The 22,909-nt window shown below is 63.9% G+C and carries 16 protein-coding genes; 8 read left to right on the forward strand and 8 right to left on the reverse strand.

Features of this window, described 5'->3' with window-relative positions; translation table 11 throughout:
* A partial coding sequence (locus Q0996_RS00195; RefSeq protein WP_299614799.1) for a class I SAM-dependent methyltransferase occupies positions 1-534 on the forward strand: 534 nt, incomplete at its 5' end.
* Positions 535-720: 186 nt separating this feature from the next.
* Complete coding sequence (locus tag Q0996_RS00200; RefSeq protein ID WP_299614801.1) at positions 721-1,326, forward strand: C-type lectin domain-containing protein; 606 nt, start codon at positions 721-723, stop codon at positions 1,324-1,326.
* A 39-nt stretch (positions 1,327-1,365) separates the two neighbouring features.
* Here Q0996_RS00200 and Q0996_RS00205 read toward each other — a convergent pair whose 3' ends face one another.
* Together Q0996_RS00205 and Q0996_RS00210 are read right to left on the reverse strand one after the other, a co-directional pair.
* On the reverse strand, positions 1,366-2,754 hold the full coding sequence (locus Q0996_RS00205; protein WP_299614803.1) for a putative O-glycosylation ligase, exosortase A system-associated: 1,389 nt from the start codon (positions 2,752-2,754) through the stop codon (positions 1,366-1,368).
* 4 nt (positions 2,755-2,758) lie between these two features.
* A complete protein-coding gene (locus Q0996_RS00210; RefSeq protein WP_299614805.1) occupies positions 2,759-2,953 on the reverse strand; it encodes a hypothetical protein in 195 nt (64 codons plus the stop codon).
* Positions 2,954-3,694: 741 nt separating this feature from the next.
* Here Q0996_RS00210 and Q0996_RS00215 point away from each other — a divergent pair.
* Together Q0996_RS00215 and Q0996_RS00220 are read left to right on the forward strand one after the other, a co-directional pair.
* Positions 3,695-5,206, forward strand: coding sequence for a lipopolysaccharide biosynthesis protein (locus Q0996_RS00215; protein ID WP_299614807.1), 1,512 nt, complete (start codon positions 3,695-3,697; stop codon positions 5,204-5,206).
* A gap of 4 nt (positions 5,207-5,210) precedes the next feature.
* On the forward strand, positions 5,211-6,224 hold the full coding sequence (locus tag Q0996_RS00220; RefSeq protein ID WP_299614808.1) for a hypothetical protein: 1,014 nt from the start codon (positions 5,211-5,213) through the stop codon (positions 6,222-6,224).
* On the opposite strand, the gene Q0996_RS00225 is transcribed toward Q0996_RS00220, so the two are convergent.
* Together Q0996_RS00225 and Q0996_RS00230 are read right to left on the reverse strand one after the other, a co-directional pair.
* Positions 6,221-7,132: a class I SAM-dependent methyltransferase gene (locus Q0996_RS00225; protein ID WP_299614809.1), complete on the reverse strand. Its 912-nt coding sequence runs from the start codon at positions 7,130-7,132 to the stop codon at positions 6,221-6,223. The genes Q0996_RS00220 and Q0996_RS00225 overlap by 4 nt on opposite strands.
* A gap of 112 nt (positions 7,133-7,244) precedes the next feature.
* Entirely contained in the window at positions 7,245-8,453 is a 1,209-nt protein-coding gene (locus Q0996_RS00230) for a glycosyltransferase (protein WP_299614811.1), read from the reverse strand.
* Between the two features lie 384 nt (positions 8,454-8,837).
* Here Q0996_RS00230 and Q0996_RS00235 point away from each other — a divergent pair, with 384 nt between their 5' ends.
* Both Q0996_RS00235 and Q0996_RS00240 read left to right on the forward strand, forming a co-directional pair.
* Complete coding sequence (locus tag Q0996_RS00235) at positions 8,838-11,231, forward strand: heparinase II/III family protein (RefSeq protein ID WP_299614813.1); 2,394 nt, start codon at positions 8,838-8,840, stop codon at positions 11,229-11,231.
* A gap of 139 nt (positions 11,232-11,370) precedes the next feature.
* Positions 11,371-12,276 (forward strand): sulfotransferase, encoded by a 906-nt coding sequence (locus Q0996_RS00240; protein ID WP_299614815.1) that lies wholly within the window; start codon positions 11,371-11,373, stop codon positions 12,274-12,276.
* Positions 12,277-12,328: 52 nt separating this feature from the next.
* On the opposite strand, the gene Q0996_RS00245 is transcribed toward Q0996_RS00240, so the two are convergent.
* The 3 genes from Q0996_RS00245 to Q0996_RS00255 form a co-directional block, all read right to left on the reverse strand.
* A complete protein-coding gene (locus Q0996_RS00245; protein WP_299614817.1) occupies positions 12,329-13,561 on the reverse strand; it encodes a pyridoxal-dependent decarboxylase, exosortase A system-associated in 1,233 nt (410 codons plus the stop codon).
* The gene (locus Q0996_RS00250; RefSeq protein ID WP_299614819.1) at positions 13,554-15,146 is read right to left on the reverse strand and encodes an acyl-CoA ligase (AMP-forming), exosortase A system-associated; all 1,593 of its coding nucleotides are present in this window, start codon (positions 15,144-15,146) and stop codon (positions 13,554-13,556) included. The genes Q0996_RS00245 and Q0996_RS00250 overlap by 8 nt, the downstream gene beginning before the upstream one ends.
* 279 nt (positions 15,147-15,425) lie before the next feature.
* Complete coding sequence (locus tag Q0996_RS00255; RefSeq protein ID WP_299614820.1) at positions 15,426-18,482, reverse strand: hypothetical protein; 3,057 nt, start codon at positions 18,480-18,482, stop codon at positions 15,426-15,428.
* Between the two features lie 729 nt (positions 18,483-19,211).
* Between Q0996_RS00255 and xrtA the strand changes: the two genes are divergently transcribed.
* Positions 19,212-20,804, forward strand: a complete 1,593-nt coding sequence (gene xrtA / locus Q0996_RS00260) for an exosortase A (RefSeq protein WP_299614822.1) — start codon at positions 19,212-19,214, stop codon at positions 20,802-20,804.
* Positions 20,805-21,065: 261 nt separating this feature from the next.
* The gene (locus Q0996_RS00265; RefSeq protein WP_299614824.1) at positions 21,066-22,388 is read left to right on the forward strand and encodes a glycosyltransferase; all 1,323 of its coding nucleotides are present in this window, start codon (positions 21,066-21,068) and stop codon (positions 22,386-22,388) included.
* Between the two features lie 27 nt (positions 22,389-22,415).
* On the opposite strand, the gene Q0996_RS00270 is transcribed toward Q0996_RS00265, so the two are convergent.
* The gene (locus Q0996_RS00270; protein WP_299614825.1) at positions 22,416-22,880 is read right to left on the reverse strand and encodes an NUDIX domain-containing protein; all 465 of its coding nucleotides are present in this window, start codon (positions 22,878-22,880) and stop codon (positions 22,416-22,418) included.
* Positions 22,881-22,909: the final 29 nt, after the last annotated feature.

Consider the following 22,909-nt stretch of genomic DNA (forward strand, 5'->3'; position numbering starts at 1 on the left):
GTTGGCCTCGACATCTCGAGCGCCATGCTGGAGTCCGCCGCCAAGCACTCGGATCGTCTGATTCAGGGAAACAGCCAGAACCTGCCCTTTGCGGACGGGACCTTCGATCTCGCCTTCTGCCGCAGCCTGCTCCACCACCTGCCGGAGCCGGAGAAAGCTGTCGAGGAGATGCACCGCGTGTTGCGGCCGGGCGGGGAGCTGGTGCTGGTGGACCCCAACACCTCCATCCTGTCATGGTTGCCGAGAAAGCTGTTTTATCATGGCGATCACTTCTCGGACGACCACGAGAACATGAGCCGCGCCATACTGGAGGACCTGCTGGAGGGGAAATTCGTGGTCGAGAAGTGCCAGTATTTCGGCTATCTGGGCTACCCCCTTTTTGGGTTCCCCGATCTCGTAGACTTCTCCAAATGGATACCTCTGAAAAGCGTCACCTACCCGGCCATCATGGCGTTCGACGGAGTTCTCTCTGCCATCCCCCTGGTTCGCGCCATTGGCTGGGCCATTCTGATCAAGGCCCGGCGCGCGCCCTAGGCCGGCGGTCCTAGCGTTAACCATGGGTCGGGACGGTGGCGCCGTTATCCGGTGCGGCCCCAACAAGCGTGCAGGCTGGCCCAGGAAGGTCGTCTCACCGGTCGCCGGACTGTGCTATGATTGGGACGCTCAGAGGTATCCTCATTGGGCCTTTGGAGCCTGGAGAGCCTGGACCGAACTGAACCCATGAGCACAGACTTTCGAAAAGCGGAAAGAGCACAGCCCAAGGTGGGTAGGAACTTCAGCCTGCTGGCCGGCGCGTTCGCCCTGTTGCTGTCTCTCAATGTTGCCGTGGGCGATGCTGCGGCGGTCACCAAGGCCAACGACCCGCCGATCTACAATCCCGCCAGCAAGAGCTATTTCCAGCTCTTGACGACCACGGGAGGACAAGGTTACTGGGGGAGTGCGCTCGAACAGGCCCGCGCGCAGGTGTTCAAGGGCGTCAGGGGCCGCTTGGCCGTGGTCGACACGTCCGAGACCCATGAGTTCATCATGAAGCAGTTCGATATGTCCAATCCGATCTGGATCGGGCTGCGCTACTGGTGCTCGTTCCGGATGCTGGAGTGGGTGGGCTTGCGGCCCTACTCGCCGACGGATCCCGGCCACTTCCATCAATGGCATCCGCAGTGGGCGCGCCACGGCCAGGGATGCGTGCCGGGTTCCTCGGGTCCGAGAGCTTACATGGGCGTCTACTACCAGCCGCTGGGAAAGCAGACCGCCCGCTGGCAGGCGGCCCGTGCGGGCAAGGGTTTCTCTTTGTATTTGGTGGAGTTCCCCACCGGCGAGAAGTGACCCCGGACCGGGAACGAAGCCTCACCGTCGCGCCTCAGGTCAGAAGCGCTGTCTTCTCATACCTTCGGGCAGCTTGGCCCGACTGCCCATCGCGCCTTTGCGCGCCGCCGGCGCCATCTGCGGCGGGACGTCATGGGGCGCCGTCTTCTCCAAGTACTGCTTGGTGAGGTTCTCCTGGACCGCGACCAGAACGACGAAGACGTAGAGCATTTCGAAGTAGGCCATATTCAGGGCCGCGCCGGCCACGCAGTAGGCAACGAAACTGACCTGAAGTGCTCGTGCCAGGTTGTTGATCCATTCCAGATCCGAAATGCCGGCCGTCTTTTTGATCAGTCTGCCGCAGGACCACCAGGCCCTGAACAGGATGAGGAGAAAGATCCCCAGGCCGACGAAGCCGACATCCGCCACCAACTGGAAATAGACGCTGTGGGCCGCGCGTACCGTGTCCGGTGGGCCGGTGGGGATGAAGTCCAGCCGACCGAAGTCGCGAACATACTTTTCCCAGACATCAGCGTTCTGAATGGCCGTGATGCCGCCGCCCAGGATGGGATGGTCGAGCGCCAGCAGAAGGCTGATTTTCCAGGCAATGACCCGCCCCATGAAGGAGCCGTCCTGTTCGGCTTCCTGGATCGTGGTCATGCGCTCGAACCAATGCTCCGGCGCGAAATAGACGACGAACGCCAAGCCAACGCCCATCGCGGCGAACATGGGGATCTTGTACTTCGACCGCAGCAGCCAGTAGGCACCGACGGCGGCCAGGGTCACCAGGCCGCCGCGTGAGAAGGTGCCGATGACGGAAGCGAAGATGAGGCAGCCGGCGCAGAGAAAGCCCAGCTGGATCAGTCGTTTCGACGAGTAGTGATAGAGGTAGAAGATCACCGGCAGGAGGAAAATCATCGCAAGCGCGAAGTGGTTGTTGTCGCCGATGATGGAACCGGTGGGGCCGAAGACGTGGTGGTTGCCGCCGGAAACAATGAACTTCGCGCCCTCGGCAGTGCCGTGATAGCCCATGCCGAGAGCGATTCCGATGAGCAGGGCATGAACCCGCAGCCGCGATGTGACCAGGGCACTGATCACAACTGTAAACACGACGATCTTGATCAGGTTCGTCAGTTCGTGCATGCGCGCATCGAATTCCGCGACGCCAAACAGCGTGCTCAGACAGACCCAGAAGAGAAAGACGTACAGGAGCACGTTGGTGCTGTTCAAAGGGACCTTCTTCGGTTCCTTCGAGATGAACCAGGCGATGAGGGTGGCTAGGGCAAAGATCAGGTTGAAGCGAACCGATTGCCCGATGCCGAAAAGAAAGGTGTTGGGGACCAGCATCGCCGTCCAGGCCCACAGGATGATACCGGTGTGCGGGCGCATGAAGATCATGGGGACCATGACCAGCAAAGCCGAGAGCATTACCAGGTCGCGGATGGCCAAGGCTCTAGCGACCCTTGTGCGACGTGGTTGAGGACGCGGCCGTTCTGCGCTGCCCGGCAGGAGTGGGTGGCCGGAGGGCTCTGCGGTAGGCGAAGATCCCGATGGTGGGCGCATCGGGATCACGTTGATCGTTTATGATGCTCCAGTAGAGCAGCAAGATCACCGCTATGATGTCGATCAAGAAGAAAATGGCTTCCATTCAATCATCCAGATCAAGGCGCCCTGCGTGGGTTCTGCCCCCAAGGTAAGCTGCTGTCGGCGAACTGACAAACCACAGCCCGGCACGCTCGACAGGGCCTATCCGGTTCTCTCCCGTACCGTTCGGAGGAACATAGCACATCGACCGTTAAGTCAGAGTTCCTTGGGTGCCACAGTGCGCATCCGCTCCTTGTGTCGCGGCGGGCCTTCGATTGGCACATCGACTGTGCCAGTGCCCTGCTTGAGCTCGGGTCGCCGAACCCTGGGCGCTGTCCCGGGATGGCCAGAAATTGAGCGGCTCCCTCTCAATTGGGATACTGGGCGGTCTTTGGCGAATTTCTACTAAAAGAGAAATTTACTGTAATTCAATATACTTAAGAGTGCTATTTGCGTGATGGCCTCCTTTGACGGCGCCGGTCGATCAAATCCTGAGGGAATCGCTTGCTTCGCTTGAGAGAAATCGGGCTAAGCGACTGTTTTTTGTGACGCGGGCCTCGATGGGTAGACCACCGGTTACAAGTTGGGATTCTCGGGTCCGGCTGCTAAGGTCTGCCGCCCGATGGCCGGGTAAAGGGGACGGAATTGCCCGCACCTGGGGCGCGCTTGGTCTGCGGTTCCGATGATGGAAAGCTGGCGGACTCGACACGGCCAGCCGTAGTTTCAACCGACGCCAGAGGGCCTTGTCGAAGTTGGTATGACGACTGATCCAGTCCCCGAGGAGGCCCAGAGCCTCAACAGGCGAATGACCCACGGCGCGGCCTGGATGATCGGTTTGCGGGTCGCTGATCGCTGTATCGGTTTCGCCAGTACCATCGTCCTGGCCCGGCTCCTGGTACCCGCCGATTTCGGATTGATCGCCTTGGCCATGGTGGTGGTGGCGGCGATCGACGTGCTCGGCGAGTTCGGTTTCGATCTGGTTCTCATCCAGAACCAGAAAGCCGAGCGAAGCCACTACGATACCGCATGGACCCTCGGCCTGTTGCGCGGATTGATTTCCGCTGCGTTGATCGCGCTCGCCGCGGCTCCCATTGCGGATCTCTATGGAGATCCGAGACTTGCCGATATCATATTTATTTTGGCGTTATTGCCTCTGCTTGAGGGGTTTCACAATATAGGTGTTGTGGAGTTTCGAAAACAACTCACCTTCAATAAGGAATTCAGGTTTCGAATATTACCCCGTTTAAGCGGTACTGTAGTTACTATTGTATTGGCTCTGCTGTGGCGAGACTACTGGGCTTTGGTGGTCGGTACGCTGGTCGGGGCCGCCCTGAGGCTGATCCTCAGCTATGTCATGCAGCCATACCGTCCTCGCCTGAGCTTCGCAGCCTGGCGGGAGATCATGAACTTCTCGAAGTGGATTCTGGCGACGAGTGTCGTCGGCTTCGTCAACAATAGGGCGGACACCTTCGCGGTGGGCAAGTTCCTCGATGTGGCAACCCTGGGCTTGTTTTCTTTGGCTTCACAGATTGCCGCCCTGACCACATCCGAGCTGATGGCGCCGATCGTTCGCGCGCTCTTTCCCGGCTATGCCAAGCTGTCCCACGATCAGGCTTTGTTGAAAAAGGCCTTCGTCGATACCTATGCGATTCTCGTTTTGGTCGCTGTTCCGGTGGCTTGTGGCATTGGTGTCACCGCCGAGCTCTTCGTTCCCATACTGCTCGGCTCGAAATGGCTCGGGGCTATACCGCTGATCGAGCTGTTGGTTGTTTTCGGCGCGTTGCGCGTGGTCGGGGGCCATGTGCGGCCAATTTATCTCGCAATGAGCCGGCCGCAGTTCGGCACGTACATTATGCTGATTCAGAGCGTCGTCTTCCTGCCGCTTCTCTTCCTCGGGCTCTGGCAATTCGGTGTCGTTGGCGCCGCATTGGCCCATGTGGCATCGCAGAGTGTATTGACGATCGTCAATATCTGGATTGTTCGACGGCTGCTGAGTCTGAGACTCCGAGATCTCTGGCTGGCGAGTTGGCGGAGCTTTGGCTCCTGCATCCTTATGGTTGCGGCGGTCGAAACCCTCATAAGCTTCCCACCGTTCGGCGTAACCGGCTTCTTTGAACAGATGGCCCTTCTCCTGTTGGCGGTTGCGCTGGGCGCATTCGTCTATGCGGCCAGCGTTCTGCTGCTGTGGTCCCTTTCCGGAAAGGTGGAGCGAAGTGCCGAGGCCCATGTTCTCAGCTACGTGGCTGACAGCCTTCGCAAGCGCAGAGCGCGCGCGGAGCCGTCGATTTTCCTCGGCTCTTCAGACGGAGAACGCTGAACCGATGACGCCTCCTGCCGCCCGAAACGCGCTGACGATCTGTACCGTGTCGTTTCACAACGCTCCGCACCTGGCGCTCAACTGGCGGCTGTCGGATGCCCTGAACCGGGATGGCGCAAGCCTTCGCTGGGTGGTCGCGGAGAACTCACCGTTAGGGGCGCCTGACCGCCTCCCGACGGATGACGCGCGGTTCGACGTCATCGCAGGGGCGTCGCCCGACTACTACCCGAATTTCCAACATGCGGTGGCGCTTCACGGCTGTTTCGGCCGGGTCGAGACGCGCTTTGCACTGATTCTGGATCCCGATTTCTACATCGTGCGGCCGAATTGGGTGAGCACCGTGATCCAATACATGGACCGCCAAGAGCTCGGGTTTCTGGGCGTGCCCTGGCATCCGCGGCTGGCGAGCAAATACCGCTACTTCCCGGCGGTGCACTGTTTTTTCATCGACACCGAGCGCGTTGCGCTGGGCGATCTCGACTTTCGCCCCCTTGGCAAGGCTGAAAGGTCGCGCCCAGGGGACGAATTGGGCCCGGAGGGGGCGGAGGAAGAGGCTCCCAAGCCCGGCTTGCTCGGGCGCGCGTTGGGACTGGAGGCCCGCCGCAAGAACTACGTGGATACCGGCACACGGGTTTATCGGCGCTATGCCGGAACCCAGGAGGTTCGGTATGAGTGCGCCCTTCCGGTCTTTCGCCTGCCGCAGGATTCGCAGGTCAGCCATTCCTGGCGCCTGCGCCTCTTGGAGCGTTTGCTGCCTGACGAACTCTGCTATCTGCCGAAGCGGCGTGACAGCTACACCGGCCGTGGCCTGAGGGAACTGGGATACCTCGCCGGCGCCCCCGGCCGCTGGGAGGAATTCATGTGGCAGGGATTGCCCCTTGGGTTCCACGTGAGGCGCAATGCCGAAAAGGCCAGGCGGGACCCGGAGGAGGAACTGCGTATCCTTCGCCGTGCCATCGACGAATTCATGCCGGAGACGGCCGGCGTGCTGGAAGAAACTGGCGAATCTCCGACCTAAGGCTTGTAAAGATAGAATCGTGCGCGGTCGCCGCGGCCTTCGCGATTCAGTTCAGCGGCTCGTTCGTCGAACGCCGCGATTTGTTCATTCGAGAACATTGAACCCTCGCGGTTCTGGCGGTAGGACCGCTCGTTATCCATCAATGGGATGTCTTGACGGTATTGCTCGCTACCCCAGAACTGGTAGGCAGTTGAATCATAGATCACCTCTCGAACCCGGAAGCCGGCTCTTTCGGCTAGGCGCTTCATGCTCGCTTCTGAGTGCAGGTAGATGTGTCGCGGCGCGTCGAGCGATACCCAATCGATACCATAGACTTGCCACGCTTCGCATGAGGAGAGCGGCAACGCGACGACAAGATAGCGGTCCGGGTTAAGAACTCTATAGGCAGCCTGCAGGGTCGGAAGCTGATCGGGCATGTGTTCGAAGGAGTGCACCATGGTGATGAAATCGTAACGATCTTCGATATCGCGCAGATCCTTCCTTAAGATCTGCACTCCGTTTTCGTACTCGATCTCTTCCTTGATGAAGGCGTCGCTTCCAGTGACATTGGTGAACCCGGAACGGCGCCACGATACCGGCCGGCGTCCGCTGCCGCAGCCGACATCCAGCATGCGGTAGTCCGACCGAAGCGGCACGTCCAGCATCCAGTGATCTCCCAGCTCCGGTTCGCCAAAAAGCGTCAATGCCAGGCTGCCGAGCAGAGACCGTTTGCCCAACACTTGATCCAGCCTCTTCGTCTTGATGGCGTCCTTGATGGGCGACAAGCGCCGTCCCTCGGGGCGGCCACCGGCAAAGGAGTAGTAGTTTGCCGGGTAGTACTTCGAGAGATTTTCTGGGATTTCTGCAATCTGCAGGCAGCCGCAAGCGCTGCACTGAAAGTAGTCGAACTCTTCGCGCAGCCCGAACATCATTTCCCGCGGCCTATAGGTCGGGAAGTCCCCCTGGGCATCACAGATTCTGCAGGTCAACACCTTGGAAATGTCCTTTCCGAACGTCTAAGGCTGGCGCATCGGGCAACCTTCAGTTCGTCCTCTCGGGGATGAATCTGTTGTCTGGATCGATATCCAGAATGCGGCACCAGGCCGTTCGTCGTTCCACCGCCTGTGCGGCCAGCGTGTGGTTGCCGATCAGATCCGCTCGGGCGTTTGCTCTGATGCATTCACGGATACTCTCCTCCTCGATCAACTGCCTCAATGTCGCGTACCAGGCATCGACCGAGTCCGAGACCAGAAAGCCGGTTTCCCCATGGGCAACGATGCCCTCAAACGATGGGCCGTCGCTCACCACCGGTGCCAGGCCAAGGCCGCAGTAGTCGAGGTACTTGAGGTTGCTTTTGGCGCGATTGAAGGGCGAGTCGAGGAGAGGCGCCACGCCGATCTGGTATCCGGTCAATCCGCGAAGCCAGCCTACGAAAGCGGGGTAGTTGGTTTGCGCGTATCTGGGAATGGTGATCAAGCCGAACCAAGATTCGTTGCTTTCCTCATTCGTGGCGCCGATGACATCGAGGCGCACTCCACGACCGTATTCGCGTTTGAGCCGCTCAACGGGTTCGCGCAGTGTCTGTAGGTCTCGGTGATGGCTGGCTGTGCCCATGTAAAGGAGTCTTATCTGCGCCTGGCGCCGCAGCAGGCGCCCCGCCTTGTGGATGGCGTGGTGTGTCGCCGCCAGGACCGAGCCACCGGTCGTAGGGGCCTCCTTCAGCCAAAGGCGCTCATCCAAGGCATTGGGCAGCAAGTACACCGGGGCCGCGAACATGCGGTCCAGCAAGGCATGGAGCGCTGGCGTTGTCACGGTGATCGCGTCGGCGCCGCTTGCGAAAAGCCGCGCCGCGGCGCGCCGCTCTGCAAAACCCTCTGTGTGGCGAAGGAACTCCGGCGGGTTCTCCAGAAGGTCGTCATCCAGCTCGAAGACCTTGCGCAGTCCCGCGGCACGGCAGCGCCGCAGCAGGGCTTCGGCGGACCTTTCGTCCGGGATCGCCGTTCGCTGTACGACAAGGGCATGCGCGGGCTCGGTGAGTGCCGCTTCCAGGCCGACGGGCAGGATCTCGATCATGTCGGCGACTGACTCGTGGGTCAGCGGCCGCAGCAGGCGAATGTAGGTCGAGGCCGGAAAATCACCGCTCGGCCGAGAGGGCGTGAGGAGGAGAACCCGTCGCCGCTTACGACCATGGCCCGTTTGGGGCGCCGGCACCCGGGAGGCTGCGGTCCCTGCCGCCTGTTTTTCTTCCATCGAACCGTCGGCCTACGTCGCTTTCGGAGCCCTAGCCTCTATAAGGCATCGCGCGCAGGCGCGCATCCTCAAAGGCAGCTCTTGGCCCATTTTGGCGGCCGCCCCTTAACGGTCGACTAAACGGGCGCTTCTGTGGTCTCATCCCGTCCCCGACCCGCCCCTGCAAGGATGGCCGCGCGCAATGCCGGATGAACCATGAGCTGAAACCGGCAGGATGCTGAAAACCTTTCGGAAAGCCTATTGGCGGCAGGGTCCGGCAGACGAAGCCTTGGCACGATGCGCCCCTGGGGGCCGTCCTCGGGGGAATGTGCTGGGGTCCCGAGCCGCAGCGATGACTGAACCGGTCTTGGCCCTCCGATCCGGTACCGCAGGACCGATCCTGCCATGAACGCGGCGAGCCGGCATCGCAAGACCTTGCGCCGGGTGCGGCGCCTTTTCGGCAAGTTTTTGCGCCGGGACAACGATCGGCGTTCCGCCCTTCCCACGCCTCCGCGCTTCGAAGAGGAAGAGCTCTTCGCCCATCTGAGGAGCCCGGAGGACGCCCTGCAGGCCTGGCGCGAAGGCCGGCGGGAAGCGGCCTGGGACGCGCTCATCGAGCACTTCTGCCGGCGCGAGCCGGCGCTCGGCTTCGTCGCGCCAGCCCGTGTTCCCGGCCTGATCGCCAAAGCCGCGGACCGGTTCCCCGGCTGGCGCGGCCGGCTTCTGGACAAGGTGGAGGAGGACTCGAGCCTCGGCCTCGCGGCCTACGACCGGCGGGCCGATCCGCTGGGCCCCGACTTCAACTGGAACCTGCCCGCCGCCGGCCTCCTGGAGGACGTCCTCTACGGGCTGCGCCCCCACCGCTTCGGCTTTGTCGCGCGCTGGGCCCAGGCCTGCCACCACCAGCCGGCCTTGGTGTCCCGCCTGGAGGCCGTCCTGGCCGGCTGGATGGCGCAGGCGCGTAAGCCGGAGGGTCTTCTGGCCTACCGCACCAGCCTGGTCGTGATCTACAACCTCGTCGCCCTTGTGCTGGCCTGGCCGTTTCTGGCCGCGCTGGACAGTTCCGAGGCCGCGGGGCCAGTTGACGCTGCGGCGCTGCGGCGGCTGCGCAAGCGCGTGCTTCAGGCGCTCTTCGCCAATTGCCGGTTTCTCGTCGCGGCCGCCGGGACCGGCGTGGCCAACAACCATCTCCTGGCCGAGCACTTTGCCCGCTGGCTTATCGCGGCCCTGCTGCCCGAGTTCGATCCCGATCCGGACCGGACTGCTGCGGAGGCGAACTGGTTGAGGGAACTGGAGCGCCAGAGCTTCGGCGATGGCGGCTCTATCGAGCATTCCCTGCACTACCAGGAACTCGCCAGCGAACTGGCGGTGGCCTATCTCCTGATCAGCCGCCGCAACGGCTGGGCCTTGCCGCAATCGGCGCGCGAGCGGATCGGGCGGATGCTGGCCTTCCAGACGGCGTTTGCCGGCCCTGCGCTGCTGCCGGTGGCGATCGGCAATACCACGGAAGATCCCATGCTGGCACTGGGTGCCGGTGAAGGCTGGCAGACCGCCTTGCTGCGCGAGGTGCAGCGGCGCTGCTTCGACCCGCAGGTGGCGCCGGCCGCCGACGACGCTCCCGGGCGCGAGGCGGCTTACTGGCTGCTGGAGGGCGACCTCGCGGCGAATCCGGAGACTCCCTTGGCGGAGGCCCCCTTCCGGTTCTTTCCCGACAGCGGCTTCGCGCTCTTTGCCGAGCCCGGGGCGGAAGCCTGCCTGATCTTCCGCCTGGGGCCGTCGCCGGCGGCGCCCGGGATCGGGGGGCACAGCCACGGCGATCTGCTGAGCCTTTGTCTGCGCGTCGGGACCGAGATGGTGCTGGCGCCGCCCGGAACCTACAGCTACCGCTTCAAGCCGCATCCCGATCTGCCGGGGCGGCCGAACCTTCGCGCGCATTTCGCCAGTGCCCGCAGCCGTAGCGGTCTCTATTTGGAGGGTTTGGAGCCCTATGGGGATCTCACGGGCGACTTCCGGGCCTGGACTTTGCCCTGTCAGGTCGCATCGCGCCAAAGCTCGGCGGCGGGCGCCGGGCTTTCCTGGACAGAGGGCCATGTCGTCGGCACCAGCGCTTACACGGGTCACCGCCGCGGGGTGGTCCACCTCTGGGGCCGGGGCTGGCTGGTTTACGACCGGCTGCCGCCACGCTCCGACGGCGCCGCCGCCGTGGGTTGGCAGTTCGCGCCGGGTCTGGATTGCCGCCTGGCCGGCGATGCCACGGCCGAGGCGCAGGGGCAGGAGGGCGCCACGAAGCTGACCATACGGCCCTGCGGGACCGAAGGCCCGGACTTGGTGAGCGGCGGTTTCGAACCCTTTCGCGGCTGGGTCTCGCCGTCCTACGGCCGCCTCGAGCCGGCGGCAAACCTGCGCTATCCGCTGGCGCCCGGGGCCCGCGGGGCAGCCTTCTTTCTGAGCCTGGAAACCGGCGAGGCCGGGGCCCTCGAAGAGATTGCCGCCGCCGACGAACACCTGGGGTACCGGATCGAGGGAACGGGGGACGAGGGCCTTCTGTTGCTCGATCTCTGCGATACCCCCAAAGAGCAGCGCTGGGCGGATATCACCTTCCAGGGCCGCCTGCTTTGGCTGTGCCGTGTCGGGGAGGCTGTCACCGTCCGCGCGCTGGGCCTCCAGCGTCTGCTGGCTCCCGCCTGGGGCCTGGATCTGACGGCCCAAACACCGGCAGCCTTCGAACTGGTCATCGATCAGGGGACGGTCCGCTGGCCGCGCGGGCCCTGCCCCGACGTCGAGTTTGCGTCGATGTGAGATGAACTCTTAACGATGTTTGTTGAATAGTCGGTGACGACCCCGTACGACACTTGCAGGCTCTCAAATTCTGTCGCCGCTGCGCGGGCGGCAGGTGTACGAACGGACCAACATGCGGCGCTGGCAGCCTTAGTCCTCAATGGATAGAGACGAAATCAAACCGCCCGTCCTGATCATCGGGTTCCAAAGGTCGGGGACGACCATGGCGCGCCTGATGATCAACAGCCATCCCAATATCGCCGTCCCCTTCGAAACCGGATTTTTCGCCAGATACCAGCGTGCGGCGGAGCGTTACGGCGATTTGAGCGAAGCGGAGAATGCCAAGGCCGCGCTGCGGGATATTGCCGGGGAACGATTCGCCCAGTTCGGAAAGCTGATCACCGACGAGGACGAAGTCCTCGCGGCGCGGCCGGGCAGCATGGCGGAACTGATCGACAGCGTGATGCTCAGCTATGCGCGGCGTCAGGGAAAGCAGCGCTGGGGCGACAAGAGCCCGGAGCACAACGAAGATATCGATGTGCTGGCAACGATGTTTCCCGACGCCAAGATCATTCATGTGATCCGGGACGGGCGCGATGTTGCGCTCTCTCACAAGTCGGTCTCCTGGGCCAGCCGGCATCTGCCGAAGGTGGCGCGGGAGTGGAACTCAACGACCATCCTCTGCGACAAGATCGGCGGCCTGCTGGGCCCTGAGCGCTATCTGCTGGTCCACTACGAGGACCTCGTCCGCAACACCGAGACCGTCTTGCGGAGGATCTGCACGTTCATCGACGAGCCCTATAGCGAACAGATGTTGGACTACCATGAGACGGCCAGGCAGGCGATGCCGGAACGCAGCCTGGAGTGGCACCAGAACTCCGTCTCGCGCCCCGACCCCAGCAAGTGCTTTGCCTGGAAGACCCGCCTGCCGGAGGCCGACGTCAAGATCTTCGATGAGATCGCCCAGGAAGCGCTCGCACGCTTCGGTTACGAAGTGGGGAACGGCCCCAGTTCCTTCGGCACCAAGATGCGCAAGCTCTACTACGCCGTCGTGGCGCGCTATTAGCGGCGCAGCACTCAGGCGATCGATATAGGTCGAGAACGGCCTCGCGTGGGGCTCACACCAGCACTTCGGCCGGGTCGGGATGGCCTAGAAAGGCGGTGGGACTTGCGGTGAGGCCGTAGGCGCCGGACTGGAAAATCGCCACCAGGTCGCCGACCTCGGCTCGGGGCAGGCTGGCCTTGTCGGCCAGCAGGTCGAGGGGCGTGCAGAGGCAGCCGACCACCGAGGCCCTTTCCTGCGGCGCCGCGCCCATCCTGTTGGCGATCACCAGGGGAAAATTGCGGCGGATCACCTGCCCGAAGTTGCCGGAGGCCGCCAGGTGGTGGTGCAGTCCGCCGTCGGTTACCAGAAAGACCTCGCCGCGGGAGACCTTGCGGTCGATCACCCGGGTCACATAGAGGCCGGCTTCGCCGACGATGTAGCGCCCCAGTTCCAGCACCGGCCGGGCCTGGGGCTGGGCCTCTGCGAGCGTGTCCACGACAGTGGCCAGGCTCTCGCCGACCCGTGCAAGGTCCAGGGGCCGGTCCTTTGGGAAATAGGGGATCCCGAAGCCGCCGCCCAGATTCAGATAGCGCATGGGCGATGCCAGGAGGTCAGCAAGACGCAGGGCCAGATCCAGGGTTTTGGTCTGAACCTCGGCAATGGTCTCGGCATTGAGGTTCTGGGAGCCGGCGAAGATATGAAAGCCCTGGATCTCCAGGCCGCGGGCCCGTCCGTCGGCGATGATCTGCGGCGCGTCCTCGGCGTCGATGCCGAACTGCTGTGCGCCGCCGCCCATGCGCATGCCCGAGCCCTTGAGCTGGAAGTCCGGATTGATCCTCAGCGCAATACGGGGCGTCGCACCAATGTCAGCGGCCAACCCCGAAAGGCGCGCCAGCTCTCCTCCCGACTCGACCTCGACCAGCACCCCCGCCGCCAGCGCCTGGGTCAGTTCCTGGTCGGTCTTGCCGGGCCCGGCGAAGCCGATTTTGCTCGGCGCCATGCCAGCATCGAGCGCCTTGGTCAGTTCCCCGGCCGAGGCGACGTCGAAGCCGTCCACGCGCTCTGCCAGGAAGCAGACCAGCGCGGCCATTGGATTGGCCTTGATGGCGTAGTGCAGGGTGAGACGCTCAGGTAGCTCGGCGCGCAGTTCGGCGATGCGCGTTTTGAGCCGCGCCCGGTCGTAGGCGAAGAAGGGCGTCCGGCCGACCCGCCGGGCCAGGCTGGTGATCGGCACGTTTCCGACCAGCAGTTCGCCCTCGCGCGATTGCCAGCCCTTCAGTGCCGGGTGGTCGTCGCGTTCAGTCATACTGACTTTCCTGCGCCGCCACACTCAGTTCCCGGGCGTGGCGCTTGCGGTCGATCTTGCCATTGGGATTGCGATAAAGCCCCTGCCGCTCCTCGATCTGATGGGGCAGCATATAGGCTGGGAGCTGCTGGCGGCAAACCGCAAGCAGTGCATCCTTGTCGGCGCCGGCACCGTCCTTCGGTTTGACCAGGAGCACGATGGCCTGCCCCAGGGTCTCGTGCGGAAGGCCGATGGCGGCCACCTCGTCGACCAGCCCCGAGGCGAAGACCACCTCTTCGATCTCCGTCGGGCTGACCCGATACCCGGAGGTCTTGATCATGTCGTCCCGGCGTCCGACGAAGTAGAGGAAGCCGTCCTCGTCGCGGCGCACGAGGTCGCCGGACCAGACGGCGATCTCCGGTAGGGTGAGGCCGGCGGGCTGGCCCGGGGCCGGGCGGAACCGCTCGGCCGTGCGTTCCGGGTCGTTCCAGTAGCCGAGGGAGACCAGGGGGCCGCGGTGAACCAGCTCACCGACCTCGCCGGCGTCCACGGGGCTGCCATCCTCCCGGACCACCAGGATCTCGGCATTGGGGATGGCCTTGCCCATGGAGTCGGGCCGGCGGTCGACCTCCCGCGGGTCGAGATAGGTGGAGCGGAAGGCCTCGGTCAGGCCATACATGAGATAAGGGGCCGCCTTGGGAAAGATCTCCCGCAGCCGCATCACCGCCGGCCGCGGCAGGTGACCGCCGGTGTTGGCGAAGTAACGCAGGCTCTGGGCGGCGTCCTCCGGCCAGTCCAGATTGAGAAGCTGGAACCAGAGCGGCGGCACGCCGGTCAGGCCGGTGACCTTTTCGCGGGCGCAGACCCGCGGCATTTCGCGGGGTAGCAGGTAGTTCAGCAGGATGCAGCAGGCCCCCGACCGCGCAGCGGTCAGGATCTGGCTGAGGCCTGCATCGAAGCTCAGCGGCAACACCGAGAGAATACGGTCGGAGGGATCGTTCTCCAAATATTGACTGACGCTCTCCGCGCCCACCAGGAGATTGCGGTGAGACAGCACCACGCCTTTGGGGTGCCCCGTGCTCCCCGAGGTATAGAGGATTGCGCCCATGTCGCCGTCCAGCGGATGTGCCAGGCGCAAACTCGCTGCCGGTGTCGCCATCAGCTCTTGCCAGGAAACCAGCTGCGGTGCTGCTGCGGTCCGGCTGGAGGTTGAGCCGGCGACGACAATGGACTGAAGCGACGGGCAGTTCTCCAGCAGGTCCCCGAGAGCGTCCAGGCGCTCGGCGGAGGTGATCAGCACCGTGACCGCGCAGTCATTCAAGATATGGGCGACCTGCAGCGGACGGAGCACCGGGTTGACCGGCACGAAGACCCCGCCGGCTGCGCTGGCGGCGTAGATCGCCAGCACTGTTTCGAATCGCTTCTCAAGGAAGACCGCGACCCGCTGGCCGCGAGTCAGGCCGAGGGCTTGAAGACCGGCGGCCAGGCGTTGGGCCTCTTCCCAAGTGTCGCCGTAGGAGAGCGCTTCGGCCTTGTGGACCAAGGCAGTGCGATCCGGGTGCTGCCCGGCCTGGATCGCAATAAGGTCGTGCAGGGCCCGGTACATGCTCGCTCACGTCTTAAGGGTGCGTTGCCTTGGCGCGCGGGGGTGTCCGCTCCGGCGGGGCTATCGCTGCCGCGCACAATCTGCGCAAATCAACGCAGTCTGGCAATGCTCCTTGCCCGGCGCCGACGGCAGGTCCGTGGAGGAAGGGCCGCCAGCCCTGCCGCATGCGCCGCCATGCGGCACCATAGGCCATGGAGCGTTAACCAATCCGAAAGACTGGCCGTACCGCACCCCCCGCCCACCGTTGAATCGAAGGGCCAAATGAGGGCGCGAGCCCAGCTAGTTGTAAATCACTCTTGGGGGACTGGCGTTCACCACAGGATCCGAGGGCGACTCCGGCACCCGAACATCGCGCGGCGATGCCTCACGGCAATCCTGCCCATCCGCCGAACAGGTTATGAATGCATTGGATCCCCAGAAGACGCCAGACCGCTCAACCCACTGTTCAGGTGCCGGGATCGGTGCAGCGCGGGCGACGAATCCACTTTTGATCATAGAATTCTGATAGCTGGGTGGGAGGTGATCGTAAGTGTAGCGCAGTCCGGCGCTCATGCCGGTCAGCATGCAGGTCTTGCGGTCTGCGGAATTTGCGCAGCCCTCGGCCAGGCTGAGGGCTTCATCGACCAGTTCCTTCCTTCTGGGATTGCTGGCGACGGGCCTGAGGCTGCCGACTCTTGCTGCCGCAGTGTCGTCCAGCGGTGCACCGCCGCGCTGCTGTGCGTTGAAGACGATGAAGCGGTTGCCCTCAATTCTGTGCGTGAAAAGCCAGGGCTCCGCCTTGGCCGCTTCGTAACCCCGCTCAAAGGCCGTGGTCGCCCGGGCGATTTCCGTCCATCTTGCCGGGTCCCCGTAGTCAGGACTCTCCGGGGACCAGTACTCCCAGCTGCCACCGCCCTGCCGCCGGCCTTTGTTGCAGTTGCCCCAGGCGTGCCGCCCGCGATAGTCCATGAAGGACCGGATTGCGCCGCTGGTGCGGAACAGAATCGTGTTGTTGCGCACCAGGGTTTCTGTACAGAGATAGAGATCGAGGGGCATGTTGCCGACGATGGGTTTGTTGTTCTTGTCGACGGCTAGCACCTGTCCGTCGATTCCGACGTTGGAGAAGACGTTGCCTTCGATGCGCGACTGATGGGCCAGATTCTTGAAGGCGTGTCTGCCGCGGCCTGATCCATAGATGACGTTGCTCAGCGCAACCATGTGGCCGATGGAGCGTTCCAGATAGAGGACGTGCCAATCGGTGTTGTTGCCCATGACGTTGCCGCGGAGTTCCAGATAGGTCAGGGGAGCCGACGGCCTTCCCGCGCCAAAGATCTGGCCGATGGCATGGATGTCGAGGTCGTGCAGCACGATGAAGGCCGAGGAACGGTCCGCCGCCACGACCCCTCTTCTGCCGCTCAGGGCGATGCCTCGGGCGATCACGCCGACGCTGCCCCCCGCGATGTCGCCCTTCATATGCGGTTTTTTTCCGTTCACCGGGACACCGACAATTTCGGCGCAACGCACCTCGTCGAACTTGATTCCGCTGCTGTAGGGAATCACGTCGCCGGCGGCGTTCAGGAGCGGGTAAAGATAGACTCGGACGTTCGGGCGTCCCCCCCGCACGATCCTGCGCATCTGCGCCGCGTTGTCGGTCAGGTCGCCTTCGCTGCGAAAGTGTAAGTCCTTCCAGCTGCCCGGGCAAAGCGCATCATAGTCCGGCGCCTCTGGCTGGCGTTCGATGGGCTGGTCCCAGGCAGCTGGTTTCCAGGGTGCGGGGGCGGCGCGGTGACCGGCGAAGACCGGATAGTCCGACAGGCCGGCCACGTCCAGGGCCGTAACGTTGGTGGCGGCGCGAAGCTCAGGCTCAGGTTGCGGTTCGGGTTTCGGCCCGGCCGCCTCTGCCGCTTCAGTCGCCGGCTTTGGCTTGGGTTGCCGCCGGCTCTGCGGTGCAGGGGTGGCTTGGGCCCTGACCTTGCCTGCGTGCTTTGCTGCGAAGGCAGGTTTGTAGACCCAGAATCCCTCGTCGACGGTCCAAGTACCCCAGCAGACGCCCAGATCTTCGTTCCAGGTCCATTTGTTGAAAATGCGCCGCCGCGCCGCCTCGGGGCCGCCGGGCAGGTCGATAACATGAAGCTTGTTGCCGTCCCAGCGGAGCAGTTCCTTGGCCTCGCCCCAGATAACCGGGTTGGTGCCGTTTTCGGTCGGAACCAGGCAAATGCCAGCATTGCCGAGGTTGTATTTCTTGGAAAGGTCCTTGTCTATCACCGACAGTTTTTGACTGATGGCCCACGTCCCGCCGACGCGGCGCACGAACACCAGGCGGCCGAGTCTGGCGTCGATGCCCCAGACGCCCCCGCGTTCTTCATCCAAGGCCAGGGTCGCCGCGATGGAGAAATGGATCTTCGGGTGCCGCTGGCAGCGATACTGGCCGGAGACCATATCGGCCTGGCAAACGGTTGAGCCGCCGAACATCAGCGGCGGCTCCCCCGGGAGCTGGACCCAGTTGACCTCGCCCGCACCGAAGAACGCGCCGTCCGGCTTGCCATCGCCGTCGCGATCCGGCCAACCATCGGGATCGAAGCGGTCGGGCAAGCGCTCGATGGTGGCTGCCACGTCGTCGGCGCGCGCGTTGAAGCGCCAGACCTGGAAATCGCCTTGGGCCGAGCCGTAGATGTACCCGGTCAACAGGTAGGCCCAGTCGCCGATCTTGACCATGTTGTTGTAGATGTGGCTGGACCGTGGGCGTAGAAAGCCGCCATGCCACTCCGCGACCCGCTGGTCCATGCCGCCGGGATAAGGCGTTTCGGAGGCATAGGGCTCCCAATAGCAATTCTTCTCGCCGGTGTGTTTTACGAAGGGGCGGCAGAGCGGAACGTTGAGCGGCATGTGCGGCACCACCATTTCCGGTGTGCCGGTTCGCAAGTCGTAGCGGATGATGCCGTTGAAACAGCCGTCGCCATGTCCGCCGGCGGCCCAACTCCAGACATAGTGGTCATCCCAGAGCACGCCGTTCCAGGCGCCAAGGACGGTTCCGAACCGGCGGCCGCAGTTGTTCTCGCGCCCGGGGTCGATATCGCTCCATGGCCGGCCGTAGTGGAGCCAGGACCCTGGCGGCATGGCCTCGATTTCGGCGATGCGCAGAGGTGTCCTCTCCGGATCGGGGGGCGATGGGCGCAGAGGGCTGGAGACCGCTATCGCTTGGGGGGCGGAGTCAGGCCCGGAAAGCCCACTTTCAGGGCAGGGGCCGCCATCGCAGGTCCGGTTGTCTTCCAAAGCGACCCGTATGCTTTCGTCTTGCGCACAGGCAGAGCAAGCAAGCAACAGCGCCGCCAGCACCGAACCGAAGGCCTTTGTCATCCTACGAATGATCTCCTCTGCATGTGGTGGGACGCTAGAGAGAGAACCTGTCCTGCAAGTTCGCGCGTAGCAAGTCGGCCGGCGCTGCCGCAACAGGCCGTTCGGGAGCCCCTTGCCTGTGCCAAAATCAAGCCGCGCGAAGCGGAGAGGCTGGCCTCCAACACGCCTAGAGGATGCCATGGCGGTGCTCGGTCAGCCTAGGGCTAATTCGGGGCCGGCCGGTCCTGCGTTTGTCGAGGGGCGAACCGGGGCAGGGCCGATTTTCTCCTCTCGATCACTGGATTGTGAGCATCTGCGCTGAGCTGGGTCCGAAGGTGCTTTAGGGGGATGGATCCGGGGCCGGGGCCGCGCGCTACCACATTTGCGCCTTCGTCAGGGGTGCCGCAATCGTCCATTGTCTTGCCCGCACGACCGGGTAGGCGGCGAGGGGCTGCTTCGCGGGTTTTCGCTCAGCAGGGACGCTGGCCTCGCATGGTTAACGCCGCGGTAACGATCTTCGTGCTGTCTGTTTCATTGTCAGCCCCTAGGCTGCTGGTAGAATAAGGCGTCAGTTTGACCGCGACCGGGAATGGCCAGGATCTCGCAGGTGTCGATCCAAGTAGGACGTGACCGTCGGGAACGCCCGGCGGAGACCAGTGTTTTGGTTCGCCTGTTTGCGGCCTTGTCCGTTATGACGGTCCGGCTGGTGCGTCGCCTGCGCCTGTTGCCTGTGCTGATGGGAAATCAGGGATGACAGTGGTTGCGGAAAAAGTGCCGGAGGGCGGGATCTCTGACGAGCCGATGCGGGCTTGGCGGCGTGCCGGGCTGCTCTTCGCGCTCGCCACCCTGCTGCTCTTCGGACTGTACTTCGAAACCCTGGCGTCCATGGTGCGGGTTTGGACCACGTCGGACACCTTTGGATATGGTTTCCTGGTACTGCCGGTGGTCGTCTATCTCGCCTATCAGCGCCGCCACCACCTCGCGCAACTGACGCCCAGGCCGTGCTTCTGGGCCCTCGTCTGGGTCGCCGGAGCCATCGTTCTGCACCTGGTCGGCAGCATCGGCAACGTGCTGTTATTCCAACAACTTGCCCTCGTCGGCCTCTGGCAGGGTCTCTTTGCCCTGTTCATGGGTTGGGCGGTGGTGCGGCAGATGATCTTTCCGCTGTTCTTCCTGATCTTCGCGGTGCCGATGGGGGCTGAGATCGTTCCTCTGTTGCAACGGATTACCGCCGACATCACGGTCTTTCTGTTGCGCGCCTCGGGAATGCCGACCTTCCTCAGCGGTGTGTTGATCGAAATCCCCTCCGGCAGTTTCGTCGTGGCCGACGTTTGCTCAGGGGTGCGCTTTCTGATCACCGCGCTGGTTTTAGGCACCCTGGCGATCCACCTCTTTTTCCGCTCCTGGCTGCGGCGCGCCGCGTTCCTGCTGCTCTGCCTCGTGGTTCCGATCCTGGCCAACGGACTGAGAGCCTACGGCATCATTATGCTGGCGCATTGGAGCGACTACCGCGTGGCGATCTCCGTCGACCACCTTGTCTATGGCCTGATCTTCCTGACCTTGGTCTTGATGATTCTGGTGGGACTGGGTGCCCTGTTCCGGGATCATTGGCCTGGCGAAGAGCCGGTACCGGCAGCCGTTGCATCGGCTACGGGCGTCCGCCTCTCCTCAAGCGTCGCCGCCTTCGCCTTGGCGGTATTGCTTCTGGGCGGCGGCAAAGTCTGGACCCACGGGGTGACGGCACCGCCGGACAACGCGGGCCCCATCGAGTTGGCTGCTCTCCATCCTGGCGGTGAGTGGGTCCTGGACGGTGGAACGCATGCCGACTGGCAACCACATTTTCGTGGAGCCGATTCCCAGTTCCTGCGGTCGTTCAATGCGCCCGATGGGGAGGTTGTCCTGTTCGTCGCCCACTATGCCTATCAGCGCGATGGCCATGAGATCATCGCAGGCGGCAACAGCTTCGTCGGCCGCGGTACCGGTCGGCAGGTGACGCGGTTTGAGCAGACCGAAGTCGCCTTGGCAGACCGCCGCTGGGCGGTGCGTGAGATCCTCGTTCAGACGGTTCAGGGGCCGCGTCTCATCTGGTTCTGGTACGAGGTCGGCGGCACGCAGACCGCCTCTGCGGTCGTCGGCAAGTTGCTCGAGATTTGGCACACCATCAGCGGCGGCTCCCGGTCCGCCACCGCCTTCGCGCTTTCGACGGCACCGGCCGACGACCTGCGGGCATCCCGCGCCCGGTTGACGGCTTTCCTGAGCGCATTGGAAGAGACACAAAGTCTCACCACGGCGACTCTGATCCGGCCCGAGGCCCTGGAAGGGACCGCTTCATCGCGGAACTGAACCGCACATGCCCAGCACCTGCCCGGATGGTCCATGCGGGGCCCTGGTTCGCGCCAGCGACCGGGGTGCGCAATTGGTGCAGCTCTGCCGGCTCGACGGCGCCAACCCGGGCAGTTATAGAGTGGCCCATGGTGGGGCGGGACGCCCTGGACAGCGCCGGGCTGCAGGGGCGCGTCTGAGCTGAGGAGATGGCCACGGTATGGCGCCCAGAGATCCAGTCTTTGTCGTTGGCGGCGCCCCGACCAATCGGGAACCCATAGCGTGAAGATCCTGCTGGTCACCTGGTACTTTCCGCCGAGCCGGACCATCGCCGCGGTGCGCCTCGGCAAGCTGGCCCGCTATTTCCAGGCAAGAGGCCATGACCTGCGCGTCCTGACGCCGCTGGATCCTCCTCTGCCGCAGGATCTGGCGGTGAAGTTTCCTGCGGAACGGGTTGTACGGACCGCCTGGCAGTCCGAGGACGCCAAAGCGGCGGCCGTACCGGTGCAAGTGCCTGCCGCCGGCACACTGCCGTCCAGTGAAAGCAGACACACGAAACTCAAGAAAACGCTGTGGCGCCTGCACTCCAGCTTTGCGGGGTTCCCCGATGCCCGGGTCTCCTGGATGCCTTTTGCCATGAAGGCGAGCGCTGACCTCCTCGCCGACTGGCGCCCCGACCTCGTCTATGCCAGTGGGCCGCCCTTCACGACGCTGCTGATCGCCGAGGAGGTGAGCCGGCGCTTCGATCTTCCTCTGGTCACGGAGTTCCGGGATCGCTGGTCCGAGGATCCCTACGCGCCGCCGTTCTTCTGGCGGCGCTGGCGCAACCGTCTGGCGGAGAAGTCGCTGATCGGTCAGGCCAGTGCCATAGTCACCGTTTCCAAGCCCTGGGCCGCGTCTTACAGCGCCCGCTACCGCAAGCCCACTGAGGTGGTCTACAACGGCTATGATGCCGAGCTCTGTGATACGGGCCCCTTCGATGGAGCGGCCGGCCGCCCGGGGCTGGAGATCGTTTACACCGGCGGGATCTATCCCGGCTATCGCGATCCCTCGCCGCTCTTTGCTGCGATGAGGCAGCTTGACCGGCGCGGACTGGCCTGCCGGATGATCTTTCACGGGGTTCGCCCGGAAGCGGTGGAACCCTTGATCGAAGCGCAAGATGTCTCGCACCTGGTGGAGATACGGGAAGTGCTGACCCATGAGGCTGCGCTCAGGCGTCAGCGGGAATCGGACATCCTCGTGCTGTTGCAGTGGAACAATCCCAAGGAGCAGGGCAACGTTCCCGGGAAGTTCTTCGAGTACCTCGGCGCCCGACGGCCCATCCTGGTGCTGGGGCTGCGCGAGGGGGTGCCGGCGACCATCCTGCGCGAGCGGCAGGCCGGCTTTTTTTCCAACGAGCCGGACGAGATCGCCGCGCAGCTCGTGCGCTGGCTCGAAGAAAAACAGGAAAAGGGAATCTTGCCGCCGGTCCCGGAAAGCGCCCGTGCCGGCTTCTCCAGGGATGAGCAATATGCCCGCCTGGAGCAATTCCTCGAGCAACTGGTCAGTGGCCGGCAGGCCGACGCGCCTGGCCTGGACCCTGCACCGCATGCGCAGCCGGGCTGATCGCGGCTCCCTCGGCGCCGCCCTGTGTCACGACCCCGGCGCGCGAGCGCGAAGGTAGCGGCGGAGGATCAGCGAGGGATCGGCAATCGCGTCTGGGGCCATGAAACCCGCTTCGGTGATTTCCCGGTTGTCGATCCTGATCTTTGGAACGCGGGAAAGCTCACCCTCGAAGAGGCTGAGGCGGGTAGGGCGCAGATCCATCTGCCCGAAGAACCGGATTGCCGAGGGGGCGATGACGACTCCAACCTCTTCGGCAAGCTCCCGCACCGCGGCGGAGGCCGGCGGCTCGTTCGCCCCGACGTGGCCGCCTGGCAGGCTCATGCCCCTGGTGTAGGAGTGCCTGACGACTAGAACCTGGCCCTGATGCCACAAGGCGACGGCCGCCGCGTTCGATTTCCGGCCGGTCAGGCGGGCCATGCGCGCCGCCCATGGGTAGAGCGCCGCGAAGGCAGCCTGGTGGATCCGGTCGGCGAGTGAAAGCCGGGCCATCATGTCTTCCCCGTTCCCTACGGGCACTATAG

Source organism: Pelagibius sp. (genome assembly GCF_028289705.1).
In the GTDB taxonomy this organism is placed as follows: domain Bacteria; phylum Pseudomonadota; class Alphaproteobacteria; order Kiloniellales; family Kiloniellaceae; genus Pelagibius.

What these genes read in the sequence shown, in the direction of transcription:
- Q0996_RS00200 (WP_299614801.1), top strand. Translation starts at nt 721, where the DNA reads ATGAGCACAGACTTTCGAAAAGCGGAAAGAGCACAGCCCAAGGTGGGT.
- Q0996_RS00210 (WP_299614805.1), bottom strand. Translation starts at nt 2,953, where the DNA reads ATGGAAGCCATTTTCTTCTTGATCGACATCATAGCGGTGATCTTGCTG.
- Q0996_RS00215 (WP_299614807.1), top strand. Translation starts at nt 3,695, where the DNA reads ATGACCCACGGCGCGGCCTGGATGATCGGTTTGCGGGTCGCTGATCGC.
- Q0996_RS00220 (WP_299614808.1), top strand. Translation starts at nt 5,211, where the DNA reads ATGACGCCTCCTGCCGCCCGAAACGCGCTGACGATCTGTACCGTGTCG.
- Q0996_RS00225 (WP_299614809.1), bottom strand. Translation starts at nt 7,132, where the DNA reads ATGTTCGGGCTGCGCGAAGAGTTCGACTACTTTCAGTGCAGCGCTTGC.
- Q0996_RS00230 (WP_299614811.1), bottom strand. Translation starts at nt 8,453, where the DNA reads ATGGAAGAAAAACAGGCGGCAGGGACCGCAGCCTCCCGGGTGCCGGCG.
- Q0996_RS00235 (WP_299614813.1), top strand. Translation starts at nt 8,838, where the DNA reads ATGAACGCGGCGAGCCGGCATCGCAAGACCTTGCGCCGGGTGCGGCGC.
- Q0996_RS00240 (WP_299614815.1), top strand. Translation starts at nt 11,371, where the DNA reads ATGGATAGAGACGAAATCAAACCGCCCGTCCTGATCATCGGGTTCCAA.
- Q0996_RS00245 (WP_299614817.1), bottom strand. Translation starts at nt 13,561, where the DNA reads ATGACTGAACGCGACGACCACCCGGCACTGAAGGGCTGGCAATCGCGC.
- Q0996_RS00250 (WP_299614819.1), bottom strand. Translation starts at nt 15,146, where the DNA reads ATGTACCGGGCCCTGCACGACCTTATTGCGATCCAGGCCGGGCAGCAC.
- Q0996_RS00255 (WP_299614820.1), bottom strand. Translation starts at nt 18,482, where the DNA reads ATGACAAAGGCCTTCGGTTCGGTGCTGGCGGCGCTGTTGCTTGCTTGC.
- xrtA (WP_299614822.1), top strand. Translation starts at nt 19,212, where the DNA reads ATGACAGTGGTTGCGGAAAAAGTGCCGGAGGGCGGGATCTCTGACGAG.
- Q0996_RS00270 (WP_299614825.1), bottom strand. Translation starts at nt 22,880, where the DNA reads ATGATGGCCCGGCTTTCACTCGCCGACCGGATCCACCAGGCTGCCTTC.